A 15,040-nucleotide genomic window follows, 5' to 3' on the forward strand; every position below is an offset into this window, starting at 1 on the left:
AGATCGACGCTTTGGCGCTGGAGTCATGGCGCATATTCACGGATGATATGGCCTTTCCAGCGCCGGCGTGGCCGCGCGTGTTTAGGGTTTTTTCAGTATTAGTTGTGGTTCGCCTTGTGGCAGCCACCTGGATGGGATGATGACCGCTCCACGCGTTCCTTTATTTTTGATGCTCGCTGGCCTGTTGGGGTTGGCGGGTTGCAGCACGCACCAGCCGGTGTCGCTGTACCAGCTGGACAGCGGCAGCCCGGCGCAGCCCGCCCAGGCTGCCGGCATGGCGGTATTGCTTGGCCCGGTCGTCGTGGCGGACTACCTGCAACGCGAAACCCTGCTGCAACGTCAGAACGACGGCAGCCTGCAAGGTTCCACCGATGGTCGTTGGGCGGGCAGTCTGTCGTCTGACATCAACCAGTTGATGCTGCGCCAGGTGGCCGGTCATCTGGACAGCCAGCGTGTGGTGCTCGCGCCTGCGCCAGCGGCGTTCAGCCCGGATGTGCAGGTCTTGCTGACCATCACGCGCCTGGACTCCGGCACCTCGCAGCCGGCGATCCTGGATGCCCAGTGGCGCTTGATCGACCGCCGTGGCCAGGTACGTGACAGCCGCATCGTGCACTTGCAGGAAGAACACGCGGGCACCACCGCGTCCCAGGTCCAGGCCCAGGGCGTGCTGTTGCAGCATTTGGCCGAGCAGTTGTCGGTGGCCCTCAAGCCATTGGCCAACCAGCCGCCGATTGCCGAAGCGCCGCGCAAGCAGGCGCCGGTGCAGGCGGCCAAGCCGGCAGAACCGCAGAAGCCGAAGATGCCGATGGCTACGCCGATTCGTACGGATATGGAAGTGTTCCGGTTCTGACCTGAATCACCGGCACAAAAAAAGGCCCGCTGACTCAGCGGGCCTTTTTTTGTGCACGATTTGGAGGTCATCGAAGATCCCTTGTGGGAGCGGGCTTGCCCGCGATTGCGGAGTGCCAGCCTACACATCTTTGGCTGAACCACCGCCATCGCGGGCAAGCCCGCTCCCACAGGTGTTTCCCACAGGTGTTTGTGCAGTGTCTTAAATCTTGGTGCGGGTCTCGTGCATCCGCGCCAGTTGCCGCTCCAGCATCGACGGATACGGCTCCATCAACCGCTCCACACAGCTCGCCCCCTCAGGGCTGGCAATCGGGCGGATACGGGCGCGCTGGCGGATCAGCGTGTCTTCACTGATCTTGCGCTCCACCAGCAGCAGGTTGCGGCTGTGTTGCGACAAGGCCAGGGCATCCTGTGCGCTCTCGGTGAGCAGCAGGTCGATCTGGCTCATGCCAAACAGGTCGTCGCTCACCGTCAGGCCCAGTTGCAGTTGCAACGTGATGCCACTGTCCGCCACTTCGATCTGCAAGGCATGGCCCAGGGCGCGCAGCAGCTCGCCGCAGCAGATGGCGTTGGTCAGGTAGTCTTCGCCGCTGTCTTCGCTGTGGAACAGCATCAGCGTGCTGCCGTCGTTCAGGGTGTGCAGTTCGCTCTGGTACAGCGAGGCGGCCTGGTCGAGGCAGTCGCGGTAGCGTTCCAGCAGTTCCGTCAGGCGGGTACGGGGCAGGCGGCGCAGTTGATCCTGGGAGCCCAGTTGCACGGCCAGGACCGCACTGTGCTGGGGCTCGGCGTTCTTCACCGGGGCAGGCGTCGGCGCGACGGCCGGGCTGTTTGCCGCGGTATCGCGCAGGTCGGCGAACGGGTCTTCGTCGTCCAATTCGTCCTCGTCGGCCTGGATCGCTTTGCGGGTGGCAGGCTTGAGGCCAGCAACCGGTGCGTTTTCGGCAAAACCCGGCTCACCCACGTCGAACTCGGGCTCGTCGTCGTATTCCGGCTCGGGCTCCGGCGCGCGCACGGTCGGCTCCGGGGCGAAGCTGGCGTGCAGCTGGCGGGCGAGGTCGCCGATTTCATCCTGGCGGTCGGTGGCCGGGGTGTGTTCGTCGATGTCCCGCAGCCAGATGCGCAGTTGCATCAGCGGCGTGGAGATATGCCGACCCAGGCGCAGGCTCAGGGCCAACGCCAGGGCCAGCAGGATCGCGCTGAGGATGCCCATGCTTTGCAGGCTGATGGTCATCGGCTGCTGGAATTGCTGCATGTCCAGGCTGATGCGCAGCTGGCCGGCCTTCACGTCCTGGAACGTGATGTTGCTCTGGTACAAGCCTTCGGCTTCGCCCAGCAGGCCGTTCTTCGGGCGTTGCCCGGCTTCGGCCATGATCCGGTTGTCCACGCTGTAGATGGCAGCGTGGGCCACCAGCGGGTTCTTGGTCAGGTTGTTGAGCAGCACGTTGAGGCTGAGGATGTCATTGGACACCAACAGCTCGGTCGCCGACGTGGCGGTCTGCGTGGTCAGGCTCTCGCCCAGGGCGTCGGCCTGTTCGTGCATGGCCTGTTTGAACTGCAAACCCATCACGCAGGCGTAGATCACCAGGGCCAGGGCGACCAGGATCACGTTATGGCTGGCGATGCGTAATGCGATCGGTACACGGCGGTGGCGCAGTGCCCGGAAGATCAGCAGGAAGAAGTTATCGGTTTTTACTGGCGTGGGCCGGTTCACTTGCGCTCGGCTCTTGGTCCGTGAAGTTGACGCGCAGTATAGCGACAGGCCCCAGAGCGTCAAAGCGCTGGCTGTGCCCGATGGTCACTGAAAGTGGGTAGAATGCGGTTTTTTTCCAGCCTGGGGGTGCGCCTTGCGCGAAATTGTCCTGATAAACATCACCGGTGAAGATCGCCCGGGTCTGACGGCGGCGATTACCGGCGTTCTGGCCCAGGGTGGTGTGAACATTCTCGACATCGGCCAGGCGGTGATCCACGACACGCTGTCGTTCGGCATCCTGGTCGAGATCCCGAGCACTGAACAGGCGTCCTCGGTGCTCAAGGACATCCTGTTTACGGCGTACAAGCTCGATCAACAGGTGCGTTTCACCCCGGTGTCCGAAGCCGATTACCAGCATTGGGTCGCCGGCCAGGGCAAGAAACGCCACATCGTGACGCTGTTGACTCGCAAGGTCACGGCCGAGCAGCTCCAGCGTGTCAGCTCGATTACCGCGCAATACGGTTTGAATATCGACCACATTGACCGTCTGTCGGGTCGCATGCCGCTGGACACCCCGGCCGACAAGGGCAAGGGTTGCATCGAGTTCTCCGTGCGCGGCGAGCCGGCTGATCCGCAAGCCCTGCGTGCTGAGTTCCTCAGCGTGGCCCAGGAGTTGAATGTCGATATCGCCTTCCAGGAAGACTCGCTGTTCCGCCGCAACCGCCGCCTGGCGGTGTTCGACATGGACTCCACGCTGATCGAAGCGGAAGTCATCGACGAATTGGCCAAGGCGGCCGGCGTGGGCGAGCAAGTCTCCGAGATCACCGAGCGCGCCATGGCCGGTGAACTGGATTTTCGCGCGAGCTTCAAGGAACGCCTGGCGCTGCTCAAAGGCCTGGACGTCAGCGTGCTGGACTCCATCGGCGCCTCGCTGCGTCTGACCGAAGGCGCCGAAACCCTGTTCGCCGAACTCAAGCGCCTGGGCTACAAGACCGCGATCCTGTCGGGCGGCTTTACCTACTTCGCCAAGCAATTGCAGGCCAAGTTGGGCATCGACTACGTGTTCGCCAACGAGCTGGAAGTGGTGGACGGCAAGGTGACAGGCGTGGCGGTCGAGCCGATTGTCGATGCGCAGCGCAAGGCGGACTTGCTGAAGGAGTTGGCGCACAAGGAAGGTTTGCGTCTGGAGCAGACCATTGCGGTCGGCGACGGTGCGAATGACCTGCCGATGCTGGCGATTGCCGGGTTGGGTGTGGCGTTCCGCGCCAAGCCGTTGGTGAAACAGTCGGCGAAGCAGGCGATTTCGACGTTGGGGTTGGATGGGGTGTTGTATCTGCTGGGCTTTCGCGATCGCGACGGTCAGCTGTAACTGAACAAATGCGATAAAAAAATGTGGGAGCTGGCTTGCCTGCGATAGCGGTGTTGGATTCACCACCGCTATCGCAGGCAAGCCAGCTCCCACATTGATCGGGTTCCAGCTTTAAATCTATTGTGAATCAGGCTTTTGGCAGTGCCATGCCCTGGCCCATCTGCACCGGAGTGCCGGCCGCCAGCTCTTCAGCCCACTTCACCTGATCCGGCCCGAACAGCACGATCGCGGTCGAACCCAGCTTGAACCGACCCAGCTCCGCACCTTTTTCCAGGTGAATCGGCGCACGCGCCGCTTCGTCATAGCGGAAGGTTTTCAGCTCGCGCTTCGGCGGTGTCACCAAGCCAGCCCACACGGTTTCAATCGACGCCACAATCATCGCACCCACCAACACCACGGCCATCGGGCCGCGTTCGGTGTCGAAAATGCAGGCAACACGTTCGTTACGGGCAAACAGCTCCGGTACATTTTCGGCGGTGGTCTGGTTGACCGAGAAGATGCGCCCCGGGATGTAGATCATTTCGCGCAGGGTGCCGGCCAGCGGCATGTGCACGCGGTGGTAGTCCTTCGGCGACAGGTACACGGTCGCAAAATCACCGCCCATGAACGGCGCCGCGACGGCCGAGTCGCCACCCAGCAGTTCCAGCACGCTGAAGCTGTGGCCTTTGGCCTGGAACACGCGACCATGCTCGATCGGGCCAAGCTGGCTGACCGCGCCGTCGGCGGGGCTCAAGATCGCGCCCGGGGTTGGGTCCAGCGGGCGGGCGCCGTCTTTCAAGGCGCGGGTGAAGAACGCGTTGAAGTGTTCGTAGGCGGTCACGTCTTCCACCAGGGCCTGGGACATGTCCACCTGATAGCGCTTGGCGAACCAGCTGGTGAAGGCGTTCTTGAACCAGCGCACGCGGCACTCGGCAATGCAGCCGGCCAAGCGCGACAGCAGGTGGTGCGGCAGCAAGTACTGGCTGAGGATAAACAACTGCTTTTTCATTTACTGTCCTTAAACCTTAAATCTCAACGGGGGTGTCGGGGTGGTTGCCCCATTCGCCCCAGGAACCGGCATAACCTTTGACTCGCGGATAACCGAGCGCCTTGGCCACCAGGTAGGTGAAGCCAGAGCGGTGGTGAGTCTGGCAGTGGGTGATGATTTCTTTGTCGCGGGTCAGCCCGAGGTCTTCGAGGATCTGCGGCATGTCGCGGCGGATGCGCAGGTTGCGCGCCGGGTCCATGCCTGCCGTCCATTCGAAGTTCACGGCGCCGGGGATGTGCCCACCTTTGGCGGCGAGGACTTTCTCGCCGGAATACTCCAGCGGGCCGCGTGCGTCCCAGATGCCCAGGTCGGGCGCGCCGAGGCGGCTTTGCAGGTACTCGCGGGTGGCAGTGGGGCCGTCGTGCAGCGTCAGGCTGACCGGGCCGCCGGCGGGCGCGGGCACCTCGGTGCTGACCGGGTGCTGGCCTTCGAGCCAGGCCAGCAGGCCGCCGTCGAGGTAGTGGTATTTCTGATGGCCGATCACGTCGAGCATCCAGATGAAGCGCCCGGCCCAGCCGCCGCCTTCGTCGTCGTAGACCACGTAGGTCGCGTCCGGGGTGTGGCCCAGTTCGCCGAAGAGTTTTTCCAGGTCGGCCTTATGGGGCAGCAGGCCCGGTGCAGGCGGCTGGCCCAGTTGGGTGCGCTTGGGGTCAACGAAATGCGCGCCGGGGATATGCCCCTGGGCGTAGCGGGCAGCGCTGGTGAGGTCCACCAGAATCAGGTGTTCGGCATCAAGGCGACCTTGCAGGTCGCTGGATTCGATCACCAGCGGCAAGCCAGAGAAGTCAGGCATGTGAGGTCTCCTGGGCACAAATGTTGGCGATAAAGGACCGCGATTGTAGCGCAAGCATCAGGCGCTGCGGTTGGTAAAGCAGTGCAGGGCCTTCTCGATGCATTGCGCGGTTTTGCCGAACGCCTGCACGGTGGTTTCCGAGAACGGCCCGCCGCCCTGGTCGGCCACCATCAGCATCACCACCTTGCCGTTGCAGCTCAGGGAGCGCAGCAGCAGGTGTTCGCCGGTGAACAGGCGGCGCAGGATCGGCGGCAGCAAGGCCGAGAACTGCGCGTGGTTGTCCGGGGTGAGGCGCACTTGCGCGGACTTTTCCAGCAGGCGTTGCAGCAGGGTGCTATTGGTCACGTCCAGGCTGAGGTTGGCGGCGTCCTTCGGCAGGCCGTCGGCCTGATGCACACGCAAGGTGCTTTGGGCGCGGTCGGTCATCAGCAGCATGACCCGCTGCATGCCGCTCGCTACCAAGGCTTCCTTGGCGCAGGTGGTCAGGTGCATGGCGTTGGCGAAACGGCTTGGCTCTACCAGCAATTCGGTGCAGCGCTTGCGCCAGACGGCCAGGGATTCGGCGGTGGGTGGCGGCGCGGGCAGCAGGCCGCGATGGATTTTTTGCACGTGCCACGGCCAGATCAGCGACAACGCCGGGTGCCACAAATCCGGCATCAGCGTGGTGCGCGCGCTGGTCACGGCTTGCTGGTGGACTTGCTGCTGCACATCGCCCAGGGGCTGTTGCAGGTACAGCGCGGTGAGGTATTGCCAGCGCTCGGTGTGCGGGCAGGTCCAGGACTCCTGGGCCGACATCGCCAGGCCGTTGGCCAGCAGCACGGTGTTGGCCGGCTGGTTCAGCCAGCGCCGCAGGTTGGGTTCGGCGTCGAGCAATTGCTGCTGGCGCAAGGCGTCGTCTTCGCGGGCGATGTGCAGCGCCTTGACCAGCAAACGCTGCTCTTTAAGCAACAGGTTGTAGCCCTGGGAGACCCAGATCGGCAGGTGCCAGGCTTCGGTCAAGCCCAGGCACAGGTCCAGCAGGCGTACGCCGAACAATTCCTGCTCGACCTGGCGCGCCGACTGGCCTTTGTGGATCACCCGCAGTTCCCATTCCTCAAGGAGCTTGGGGTAGGCGACCGCCATCGGCCACAGCGGCGCCAAAAACAGCAGGCTGCCCCAGTGAATGTCCTGCCACAAGCGCGCCAGGCGGCTGGCGAACAAGCCGCTGGCCTGTTGCGAGGCGTGCTGGCTGACCAGCAGCAATTGGCGCAAGGCCACGGGAATCTCATGGGCCGGCACCGACGGCAGCCGCGCCAGCAGCTCTTCAGCGCGTTTCAGGCCGAGGCGGTTGAGCGCCACTTCGAGGTTTTCCGCAGGCTCCGTGAAACTGCCGTGGGTATGGCTATTGGCTTCGCGCATCACGCTGAGCACCAGCGCCGGGCTGTTCTGCATCAGCTCGGCAATATCTCGCAACGAACTGCGGCTATCGCGGATGCCTTTGCACACGCGCTCGTGGCTGGCCTGGGGGACGGGCAGCAGCACATCGTCCAGGCGCTTGATCCAAGCGGCGAGGGAAGTGGGTTTTGCAATTGGGACTGTCGTTTCATTAGCCATGATTGGGGCGCGATCATCACTTGCGGTCAACACGCCCGGATCGGGCCGAACTGGCTTTTCGCCTTAACGGCCTATAGTCTGGCGCAGTTTTGCCGATAAGTAGAACAAGAGTTTTGCAGTTCCTCCAAATATGTCCATGAACCCGACGGCGCAAGTACAGATCCCCTATGGCTAAAATTATCGGCATCATCGTCGTCTTCGCAAGCGTGCTCGGCGGGTACGTCCTGTCCCACGGTAAAATTGCCGCGCTGATCCAGCCTTTCGAGGTGATGATTATCGGTGGTGCGGCGTTGGGCGCGTTCCTGCAAGCGAACCCCGGCTACATGACCATGCACGTGATCAAGAAGTCGCTGGGCATGTTCGGTTCGCGTTTCACCCACACCTTCTACCTGGAAGTGCTGGGGCTGGTGTACGAAATCCTCAACAAGAGCCGCCGCGAAGGCATGATGGCCATCGAGGCCGACATCGAAGATGCCGCGGCGAGCCCGATTTTCGCCAAGTACCCGGCCGTGCTCAAAGATGAGCGCATGACCGCCTACATCTGTGATTACCTGCGCATCATGTCCTCCGGCAACATGGCCCCCCATGAGCTGGAAGGCCTGTTCGACATGGAATTGTTCAGCCTCAAGGAAGAGCTGGAGCACCCATCCCACGCGGTGACCGGCATCGCCGACGGCATGCCCGGCTTCGGTATCGTCGCGGCAGTACTCGGTATCGTGGTGACCATGGCCTCCCTGGGCGAAGGCGACCAGGCGGCCATCGGCATGCACGTAGGTGCGGCACTCGTAGGTACCTTCTTCGGTATTCTCGCGGCCTACGGCTTCTTCGGCCCACTGGCGACCTCCCTGGCCCACGATGCCAAGGAAGAAATCAACCTGTACGAATCGATCAAGGCCAGCCTGGTCGCGTCCGCTTCCGGCATGCCGCCATCGCTGGCGGTGGAGTTCGGTCGCAAGGTGCTGTACCCGAAACATCGCCCAAGCTTCGCCGAGCTGGAACAAGCGGTTCGCGGTCGCTAAGCCATGGAAAACAACCAGCCGATAATCATCAAGCGCGTCAAGCGCTTCGCTGCGGGGCACCATGGCGGTGCCTGGAAAATCGCCTTCGCCGACTTTGCGACGGCGATGATGGCGTTCTTCCTGGTGCTGTGGCTGATGTCCACCGCCACGCCGGAACAGAAGATCGCCATCGCCGGTTACTTCAAGGACCCGATTGGCTTCTCGGAAAGCGGCACGCCCTTCGTCATCGACCTCGGCGGCTCGCCGCAGTTGGCGCCGGAGCGCACCATCAACCCCGAGATCAAGACCGAGTCGCCGCAGGAAAATATCCCGATCGAGCGCGACACCGTCGAGTCCATGGCCGAGCAGGTCGAGCAGGAACGCCTGGAGCTGTTGCTGCAAGAGTTGCAGACCAAGGTGGACGAGAACCCGCAGCTACTGAAGTTCAAGGACCAGATTTCCTTCGAGATCACCCCGGACGGCCTGCGCATCCAGATCACCGACGCGGCCAACCGGCCGATGTTCGATTCCGGCAGCGCGCGCCTGAAGCCGTACTTTGAAGACATCCTGCTGGCCATGGCCGACACCATCAAGGCGGTGCCGAACAAGATCAGCATCAGCGGCCACACCGACGCCAAGCCGTACTCGGGCCAGGGCGACTTCGGCAACTGGGAACTCTCGGCCAACCGCGCCAACGCCGCCCGCCGCGCGCTGGTGGCCGGCAGCTACCCGGACCCGCAAGTGGCACGCGTGGTGGGGTTTGCCTCGTCGCAGCTGTTTGATCACGAAGACCCGTTCAACCCGATCAACCGCCGCATCGACATCGTCGTGCTGACCAAAAAGGCCCAGCGTGCGATTGAAGGTGACCAGCCCAAGCCAGCGCCGACACCGGGTGCGGGCGCGCCGGGTGAAGTGCCGGCTGATCCGAATGCGATCCCGCCTGGGCAAGAGCCGTTGCCGGCCCATGAGCTGCGGCAGAAGTTGAACCTGTTTGATGATGGTGGGGTGAAGGATCCTACGGTGCCTAAGGCTGGTTCGTAAGCATCAGTGGACGCTAACAAATGAAAACGCCCCGACTATTCGGGGCGTTTTCATTTCTGGTCAGAGGGGGAGATAGGCTTTGACGCCGCTGATCACACCTTGCATGTCGTCGATACACAGACGTGGAACGAAATATTCTCGGCCTTTGGTGCGGGTCTTTCTATGGAGTTTGTCGAGGCGCTCGAAGCTGACGGTGTAGATCATGTCGCACTTCACCCACAGCTCTTTGTAGCCATCGGACTGAAGTGGATTGGTGCGCAGTAGGTGGTGCCAGTCGTGCTGTATATCCGGGGCCGTAGAGGATATGGGGACCACTGTGCAGAGTTTACGGTTGTGCGTGGCGGTAGGTGAGATCACCACGACTTTGCGGATCTTCAGCATTTCCGGGGCGACAAACCCTCGTGTGAAGTCGCAGAGAAGCACATCGCCTTGTTTGGGGTGATAGTAGAGAGCCAATCGTGATTTCCCCACAAAAAGCAAAGCCGCCCGAAGGCGGCTTCATTCGACACGCAGTGGAGCTTGCTTCGCCCCTTCTGCGCCGCTGGATCAACCCCGAAAAGGACCCAGACTCCTGCCAGCTTTCGCTGGTGACGGAGCGATTATGGACATCAGAAATTCCGAATTCAAGCTGGCATGTAACGGTGAAGCGCCCAGTTGTGATGAATTCTTGATGCCAGCCCCCATTAAATCAATGGAGTAGCGCGCCCCGCAGCTTGATTTATATGTATCAAGACTTGGCCGCTCAGTAACTGCTCTCCGGCAAGCTCGCAATAATCGACCGATAGCTATTCATCCGCTGCTGCTGCACACGCCCATCTTCCAGGGCCTTGAGCAACGCACAACCCGGCTCGCGGTCGTGCTTGCAGTCGCGGAAGCGGCAGGTGCCGATCAGGTCGTTGAACTCGATAAAGCCCGCTTCCACATCGCTGCGGCTGACGTGGCCGAGGCCGAATTCGCGGATGCCGGGAGAGTCGATCAGCTCGCCGCCGCCCGGGAAGTGGAACAGCCGCGCCGTGGTGGTGGTGTGGGTGCCCTGGCCGGACAGTTCCGACAGCGGGCCCACACGGGTATCGACTTCCGGCAGCAGGCTGTTGACCAGCGAGGATTTACCCACGCCGGACTGGCCGACAAACACGCTGATGCGCCCGTCCAACTGCTGTTGCAGTTGTTCCATGCCGTTACCGTGATGGGCCGAAACCTCCAGGACCGGGTAACCCAGGGTGCGGTAGACCGCCAGCAGCGCGTTCAGGGCCGGGGCGTTCTGTTCGTCGATCAGGTCGAATTTGTTCAGCAGCAACAGCGGGCGGATGCCGGCGTGCTCGGCCGCTACCAGGTAGCGGTCGATCAGGTTGGCATGGGGCTCGGGCAGTGGCGCGAACACGATCACGATCATGTCGACGTTGGCTGCCACTGGCTTGAGCTGGCCACGGCTGTCGGGGCGACGCAGTTCGGTGGTGCGCGGCAGCTGGGCGACGATCACGCCGATGCCCTGGTTGCCGGCACGCCAGACCACCTTGTCGCCGGTGACCAGCGCCGGCAGGTTGGCGCGCAAGTGGCAACGGAACACTTGGCCCGCGAGTTCGCCTTCCAGCGCCTCGACTTCGACCTGCACACCAAAGTGCGCGATCACCAGGCCCGTTTGCTCGGGGCCCAGGTCGCCGCCCTCAAGCGCTTCCACGGCGGAGGATTCACGTTTGGCGGCGCGAGCGGCGCGTTCACCTTGAATCTTTTCGATGCGCCAGTTTTGGCGACGATTGAGCTGGCGTTTGGCCATTGGTGTTCCGTGTCGATAATGCAAAGGAATAGGTAAAACGGTCGCGAGTCTAGCATGCCGCTGCCTGCTAAACTGCGCAGCTACGCCAAGGTGCCAAGAGAATCAAGCCATGCAAAACCCACAGAACCTGATTTGGATCGATCTGGAAATGACCGGTCTGAACCCCGACACCGACGTCATCATCGAGATGGCGACCATTGTCACCGACAGCAACCTCAACACCTTGGCCGAAGGTCCGGTGATCGCCATTCACCACAGCGACGCCGTGCTCGCCACCATGGACGAGTGGAACACCCGCACCCACGGCAACTCCGGCCTGACCCAGCGCGTGCGCGACAGCCGTATCAGCATGGCCGAAGCCGAAGCCGAGACCATCGCTTTCCTGGAAAAATGGGTGCCGAAGGGCAAGTCGCCGATCTGCGGCAACAGCATCTGCCAGGATCGTCGCTTCCTTTATACCCATATGAAGGGGCTGGAAAGCTACTTCCACTACCGCAACCTGGATGTGTCCACCTTGAAAGAGCTGGCCGCGCGTTGGGCGCCGGAAGTCAAAGACAGCTTCCATAAAGGCAGCACGCACCTGGCGCTGGATGATATTCGCGAGTCGATCGCCGAGTTGCAGCATTACCGCAAGCATTTCATCAAGGCTTGATTTGTCGGCGCCTGAACCGGCGCTATCGCAGGCAAGCCAGCTCCCACAGTTGACGGCATTCGCAAATCAAAATGTGGGAGCTGGCTTGCCTGCGATAGAGGCGACGCGGTCTTTCGCCAGGCGCCCCCTTTTGGTGCCATCACCAAATGATTAGACTGCGCGCTTCTTTGCAAGGATCGCCACCATGCTGCTCATGCTCTACCTCATCGCCATCACCGCCGAAGCCATGACTGGCGCCCTGTCCGCCGGGCGGCGCGGCATGGACTGGTTTGGCGTGGTGCTGATCGCCTGCGTGACGGCGCTGGGTGGCGGTTCGGTGCGTGACGTGCTGCTGGGGCACTACCCGCTGACCTGGGTCAAACACCCGGAATACCTGGTGCTGACCTCGGTCGCAGCGCTGCTGACGATCTTCATAGCGCCGCTGATGCGCCGTCTGCGCTCGCTGTTTTTGGCGCTGGACGCGGTGGGCCTGGTGGCGTTCACCCTGATCGGCTGCATGACCGCCCTGGAAATGGGCCACGGCATGCTGGTGGCGTCGGTCAGCGGGGTGATCACCGGCGTATTTGGCGGCATCCTGCGGGATATCTTCTGCAACGACATCCCGCTGATCTTCCGCCGTGAGCTGTACGCCAGCGTGTCGTTCCTCGCCGCCTGGTTTTACCTGCTGTGCCTCTACCTTGAGCTGCCCAGCGAGCAATCGATTCTGCTGACCCTGTTCAGCGGTTTTCTCTTACGCCTGTTGGCGATCCGCTTTCACTGGGAAATGCCCAAGTTCGTCTATAACGACGACGTGCACTAAGCGCGCGTGGCGTGCTGGTTCAGCGCCCATTCCACGTGTTCGCGCACCAGCTCCGACGGATACTCCCGCCGCGCCTTCAAGGCTTCCAGCACCGGAATGCTTGACGGCGCATTGCCCAGGCCCACCGCCAGGTTGCGCAGCCAGCGCTCGTAGCCGGCACGTCGTAGAGGCGAGCCTTCGGTGCTGCTGAGGAACTTGTCCTCGTCCCACATAAACAGCTCGGCCAGTTCGGCGTTGTCGAGGTTGTGGCGTGGCTTGAAGTCGCTTTCGCCTGTGGCGCGGGCGAAACGATTCCACGGGCAGACGATCTGACAGTCATCACAGCCGAACACGCGGTTGCCGATCAGTGGGCGAAGATCTTCCGGGATCGCGCTCTTGAGTTCGATGGTCAGGTAGGAAATGCAGCGCCGCGCGTCCAGCACATAGGGGCCGACGAAGGCATTGGTGGGGCAGATGTCCAGGCATGCCGTGCAGCGGCCACAGTGTTCGGTGCTGTGGGGTTCGTCCACCGGCAGCGGCAAATCGACAAACAGTTCGCTGAGGAAGAAATAGCTGCCGGCCTTGCGATTGAGTACCAGGGTGTTCTTGCCGATCCAACCCAGGCCGGCCTGTTCGGCGATGGCTTTTTCCAGCACCGGCGCGCTGTCGACAAACGCGCGAAAGCCGAACGGGCCGATTTGCGCCTGGATGCGATCGGCCAGTTGCTGCACGCGCTTGCGGATCAGCTTGTGGTAGTCGCGGCCGAGGGCGTAGCGGGAGATGTAGGCTTTTTCCGGTTTGGCCAGCAATTGCGCCATTTGCGTGTCGCCGGGCAAGTAGTCCATGCGCAGTGAGACCACGCGCAACGTGCCGGGTACCAGTTCGTCCGGGTGGGAGCGCTTGCTGCCGTGGGCGCCCATGTAGTCCATCTCGCCGTGGTAGCCGGCATCGAGCCAGCGTTGCAGGTGCTGCTCATGCTCGGCCAGGTCCAGGCCGCTGATGCCGACTTGTTGAAAGCCCAGTTCGCGGCCCCAGTCTTTGATCGATTGGGCGAGGGCGGGCAGATCGGAGGTAATAGCAGGCATGAGACACGGGAAACCACAGGTTAGATGCGTATAATTCTGCCAGACATCGGAGCTTGAAGACGCATGCCGCAGACAAAACACCCAATTACCGACGTTCAGCCCCTGTTGCCCGGCGATTTGCCGCAACTGGCTGCGCGTTCCCCGGATGCCCATAAAGGCCAGTTCGGCCACCTGCTGGTGATCGGCGGCGACCGTGGCCTGGGCGGCGCAGCGCTGCTGAGCGCCGAAAGTGCGTTGCGCAGTGGCGCTGGCCTGGTCTCCCTGGCGACGCGCCCGGAGCACGTGCCCGCCGCGTTGGCGCGCTTGCCGGAAGTCATGACCGTGGGCGTGAGTTCGGCCAACCAACTGATGGGCTTGCTGGAAAACATCTCGGTCATCGTCATTGGTCCTGGCCTGGGCAATGCGGCTTGGGGCAAAAGCCTGTTGTCGGTCGCTGCCAACGCGCGCCAGCCACAAGTCTGGGACGCCGACGCCCTGAACCAGTTGGCCTCGGGCGGTGTCAGCCTCCCGGCGAACTCGGTGATTACCCCGCATCCGGGCGAAGCCGCGCGCTTGTTGGGCCTTTCGACAGCCGAGGTTCAGGCCGACCGACTTAAGGTAGCGCGCGCGTTGAGCCAGAAATTCAATGCAGTGGCTATTCTCAAGGGGGCTGGCAGTTTGATTGCCTGCCCGGACGGGCGTATTGCGCGCTGTGACCAAGGCCATCCGGCGATGGCCACGGCCGGGCTGGGTGATGTGCTGGCCGGTCTGGTCGGGGCGTTGCTGGCCCAGGGCATGCCTGCCTATGAGGCAAGCTGCCTGGCCGTGTGGTTGCACGCCACGGCGGGCGATCGCCAGGGCAGCTTTGGTCGCGGGCTGGCGGCCAGCGACCTGATACCCGCCATTCGTCAATTGCTGGAGGAGCAGTCACCGTGTCTGAAGTAGTTCTTTTCCTCGCCGATGAAGACGCGATGGTTGCGTTCGGTCAGCGTATCGCCCAGGTGACGGCCGGCGCGGGGCTGATCTTTCTCGAAGGCGACCTGGGGGCGGGCAAGACCACCTTGTCCCGGGGGATTATTCGCGGGTTGGGCCATACGGGCGCGGTAAAAAGCCCGACGTTCACCCTGGTAGAGCCTTACGAGATTGGTGCGATCCGCGCCTTTCACTTCGACCTCTACCGCCTGGTGGACCCCGAAGAGCTGGAGTACATGGGCATCCGCGACTATTTCGATGAGGATGCGTTGTGCCTGATCGAGTGGCCAGATAAAGGCACAGGCTTTTTGCCAAAGCCGGACCTGACCATTACCATTACGCCGCATGACACAGGACGTCAGCTGAAGTTGTTGCCCCAGAGCGCGCGCGGCCAGTCGTGGTGCGCCGCTTTGGCATTGGAATTCAAATAATTGGTGGGG

At 62.5% G+C, this 15,040-nt stretch carries 16 protein-coding genes; 9 read left to right on the plus strand and 7 right to left on the minus strand.

Features of this window, described 5'->3' with window-relative positions; genetic code table 11:
- Positions 1 to 139: 139 nt before the first annotated feature.
- Entirely contained in the window at positions 140 to 850 is a 711-nt protein-coding gene (locus PSH87_RS02570; protein WP_026136553.1) for a membrane integrity-associated transporter subunit PqiC, read from the plus strand.
- A 201-nt stretch (positions 851 to 1,051) separates the two neighbouring features.
- Here the strand turns inward: PSH87_RS02570 and PSH87_RS02575 are convergent, their stop codons facing one another.
- On the minus strand, positions 1,052 to 2,560 hold the full coding sequence (locus PSH87_RS02575; protein ID WP_305432381.1) for an AhpA/YtjB family protein: 1,509 nt from the start codon (positions 2,558 to 2,560) through the stop codon (positions 1,052 to 1,054).
- A gap of 133 nt (positions 2,561 to 2,693) precedes the next feature.
- Between PSH87_RS02575 and serB the strand changes: the two genes are divergently transcribed.
- The gene (serB, locus tag PSH87_RS02580; RefSeq protein WP_017734945.1) at positions 2,694 to 3,908 is read left to right on the plus strand and encodes a phosphoserine phosphatase SerB; all 1,215 of its coding nucleotides are present in this window, start codon (positions 2,694 to 2,696) and stop codon (positions 3,906 to 3,908) included.
- A gap of 127 nt (positions 3,909 to 4,035) precedes the next feature.
- Here the strand turns inward: serB and asd are convergent, their stop codons facing one another.
- Genes asd through PSH87_RS02595 form a run of 3 tightly spaced genes read right to left on the minus strand, consistent with a single transcriptional unit; the run spans position 4,036 to position 7,321 of the window.
- Positions 4,036 to 4,896, minus strand: coding sequence for an archaetidylserine decarboxylase (gene asd / locus PSH87_RS02585; RefSeq protein WP_017734946.1), 861 nt, complete (start codon positions 4,894 to 4,896; stop codon positions 4,036 to 4,038).
- A gap of 16 nt (positions 4,897 to 4,912) precedes the next feature.
- Entirely contained in the window at positions 4,913 to 5,728 is an 816-nt protein-coding gene (locus PSH87_RS02590) for a rhodanese-like domain-containing protein (protein WP_305432383.1), read from the minus strand.
- 57 nt (positions 5,729 to 5,785) lie between these two features.
- On the minus strand, positions 5,786 to 7,321 hold the full coding sequence (locus tag PSH87_RS02595; protein WP_017734948.1) for an HDOD domain-containing protein: 1,536 nt from the start codon (positions 7,319 to 7,321) through the stop codon (positions 5,786 to 5,788).
- A gap of 167 nt (positions 7,322 to 7,488) precedes the next feature.
- On the opposite strand from PSH87_RS02595, the gene motA reads away from it, so the two are divergent.
- Positions 7,489 to 8,340, plus strand: coding sequence for a flagellar motor stator protein MotA (gene motA, locus PSH87_RS02600; RefSeq protein ID WP_010213623.1), 852 nt, complete (start codon positions 7,489 to 7,491; stop codon positions 8,338 to 8,340).
- A 3-nt stretch (positions 8,341 to 8,343) separates the two neighbouring features.
- Entirely contained in the window at positions 8,344 to 9,360 is a 1,017-nt protein-coding gene (gene motB / locus PSH87_RS02605; protein ID WP_305432385.1) for a flagellar motor protein MotB, read from the plus strand.
- A gap of 60 nt (positions 9,361 to 9,420) precedes the next feature.
- On the opposite strand, the gene PSH87_RS02610 is transcribed toward motB, so the two are convergent.
- Positions 9,421 to 9,816: a type II toxin-antitoxin system PemK/MazF family toxin gene (locus PSH87_RS02610; RefSeq protein ID WP_305432387.1), complete on the minus strand. Its 396-nt coding sequence runs from the start codon at positions 9,814 to 9,816 to the stop codon at positions 9,421 to 9,423.
- A 2-nt stretch (positions 9,817 to 9,818) separates the two neighbouring features.
- Between PSH87_RS02610 and PSH87_RS02615 the strand changes: the two genes are divergently transcribed.
- A complete protein-coding gene (locus PSH87_RS02615; protein ID WP_157356470.1) occupies positions 9,819 to 10,031 on the plus strand; it encodes a hypothetical protein in 213 nt (70 codons plus the stop codon).
- Positions 10,032 to 10,102: 71 nt separating this feature from the next.
- Here the strand turns inward: PSH87_RS02615 and rsgA are convergent, their stop codons facing one another.
- Complete coding sequence (gene rsgA / locus PSH87_RS02620) at positions 10,103 to 11,134, minus strand: small ribosomal subunit biogenesis GTPase RsgA (RefSeq protein ID WP_017734951.1); 1,032 nt, start codon at positions 11,132 to 11,134, stop codon at positions 10,103 to 10,105.
- A gap of 109 nt (positions 11,135 to 11,243) precedes the next feature.
- On the opposite strand from rsgA, the gene orn reads away from it, so the two are divergent.
- Together orn and PSH87_RS02630 are read left to right on the plus strand one after the other, a co-directional pair.
- Positions 11,244 to 11,786: an oligoribonuclease gene (gene orn / locus PSH87_RS02625; RefSeq protein WP_003171343.1), complete on the plus strand. Its 543-nt coding sequence runs from the start codon at positions 11,244 to 11,246 to the stop codon at positions 11,784 to 11,786.
- Between the two features lie 184 nt (positions 11,787 to 11,970).
- Positions 11,971 to 12,585 carry a trimeric intracellular cation channel family protein gene (locus PSH87_RS02630; RefSeq protein WP_017734952.1) on the plus strand — a complete coding sequence of 205 codons (615 nt, stop codon included), beginning with the start codon at positions 11,971 to 11,973 and terminating at the stop codon, positions 12,583 to 12,585.
- Here PSH87_RS02630 and queG read toward each other — a convergent pair.
- Positions 12,582 to 13,649, minus strand: a complete 1,068-nt coding sequence (gene queG / locus PSH87_RS02635) for a tRNA epoxyqueuosine(34) reductase QueG (RefSeq protein WP_305432390.1) — start codon at positions 13,647 to 13,649, stop codon at positions 12,582 to 12,584. The genes PSH87_RS02630 and queG overlap by 4 nt on opposite strands.
- 63 nt (positions 13,650 to 13,712) lie before the next feature.
- On the opposite strand from queG, the gene PSH87_RS02640 reads away from it, so the two are divergent.
- Both PSH87_RS02640 and tsaE read left to right on the plus strand, forming a co-directional pair.
- On the plus strand, positions 13,713 to 14,573 hold the full coding sequence (locus tag PSH87_RS02640) for an NAD(P)H-hydrate dehydratase (protein WP_305432392.1): 861 nt from the start codon (positions 13,713 to 13,715) through the stop codon (positions 14,571 to 14,573).
- Entirely contained in the window at positions 14,561 to 15,031 is a 471-nt protein-coding gene (gene tsaE / locus PSH87_RS02645) for a tRNA (adenosine(37)-N6)-threonylcarbamoyltransferase complex ATPase subunit type 1 TsaE (protein ID WP_305432394.1), read from the plus strand. The genes PSH87_RS02640 and tsaE overlap by 13 nt, the downstream gene beginning before the upstream one ends.
- Positions 15,032 to 15,040: the final 9 nt, after the last annotated feature.

This window comes from Pseudomonas sp. FP453 (assembly GCF_030687495.1).
Taxonomy (GTDB): Bacteria; Pseudomonadota; Gammaproteobacteria; order Pseudomonadales; family Pseudomonadaceae; genus Aquipseudomonas.

Excerpts from the sequence above, each read along its gene's own strand:
- PSH87_RS02590 (WP_305432383.1), bottom strand. The coding sequence starts at position 5,728 with ATGCCTGACTTCTCTGGCTTGCCGCTGGTGATCGAATCCAGCGACCTG.
- PSH87_RS02640 (WP_305432392.1), top strand. The coding sequence starts at position 13,713 with ATGCCGCAGACAAAACACCCAATTACCGACGTTCAGCCCCTGTTGCCC.
- PSH87_RS02570 (WP_026136553.1), top strand. The coding sequence starts at position 140 with ATGACCGCTCCACGCGTTCCTTTATTTTTGATGCTCGCTGGCCTGTTG.
- PSH87_RS02630 (WP_017734952.1), top strand. The coding sequence starts at position 11,971 with ATGCTGCTCATGCTCTACCTCATCGCCATCACCGCCGAAGCCATGACT.
- motB (WP_305432385.1), top strand. The coding sequence starts at position 8,344 with ATGGAAAACAACCAGCCGATAATCATCAAGCGCGTCAAGCGCTTCGCT.
- orn (WP_003171343.1), top strand. The coding sequence starts at position 11,244 with ATGCAAAACCCACAGAACCTGATTTGGATCGATCTGGAAATGACCGGT.
- rsgA (WP_017734951.1), bottom strand. The coding sequence starts at position 11,134 with ATGGCCAAACGCCAGCTCAATCGTCGCCAAAACTGGCGCATCGAAAAG.
- asd (WP_017734946.1), bottom strand. The coding sequence starts at position 4,896 with ATGAAAAAGCAGTTGTTTATCCTCAGCCAGTACTTGCTGCCGCACCAC.
- queG (WP_305432390.1), bottom strand. The coding sequence starts at position 13,649 with ATGCCTGCTATTACCTCCGATCTGCCCGCCCTCGCCCAATCGATCAAA.
- motA (WP_010213623.1), top strand. The coding sequence starts at position 7,489 with ATGGCTAAAATTATCGGCATCATCGTCGTCTTCGCAAGCGTGCTCGGC.
- PSH87_RS02595 (WP_017734948.1), bottom strand. The coding sequence starts at position 7,321 with ATGGCTAATGAAACGACAGTCCCAATTGCAAAACCCACTTCCCTCGCC.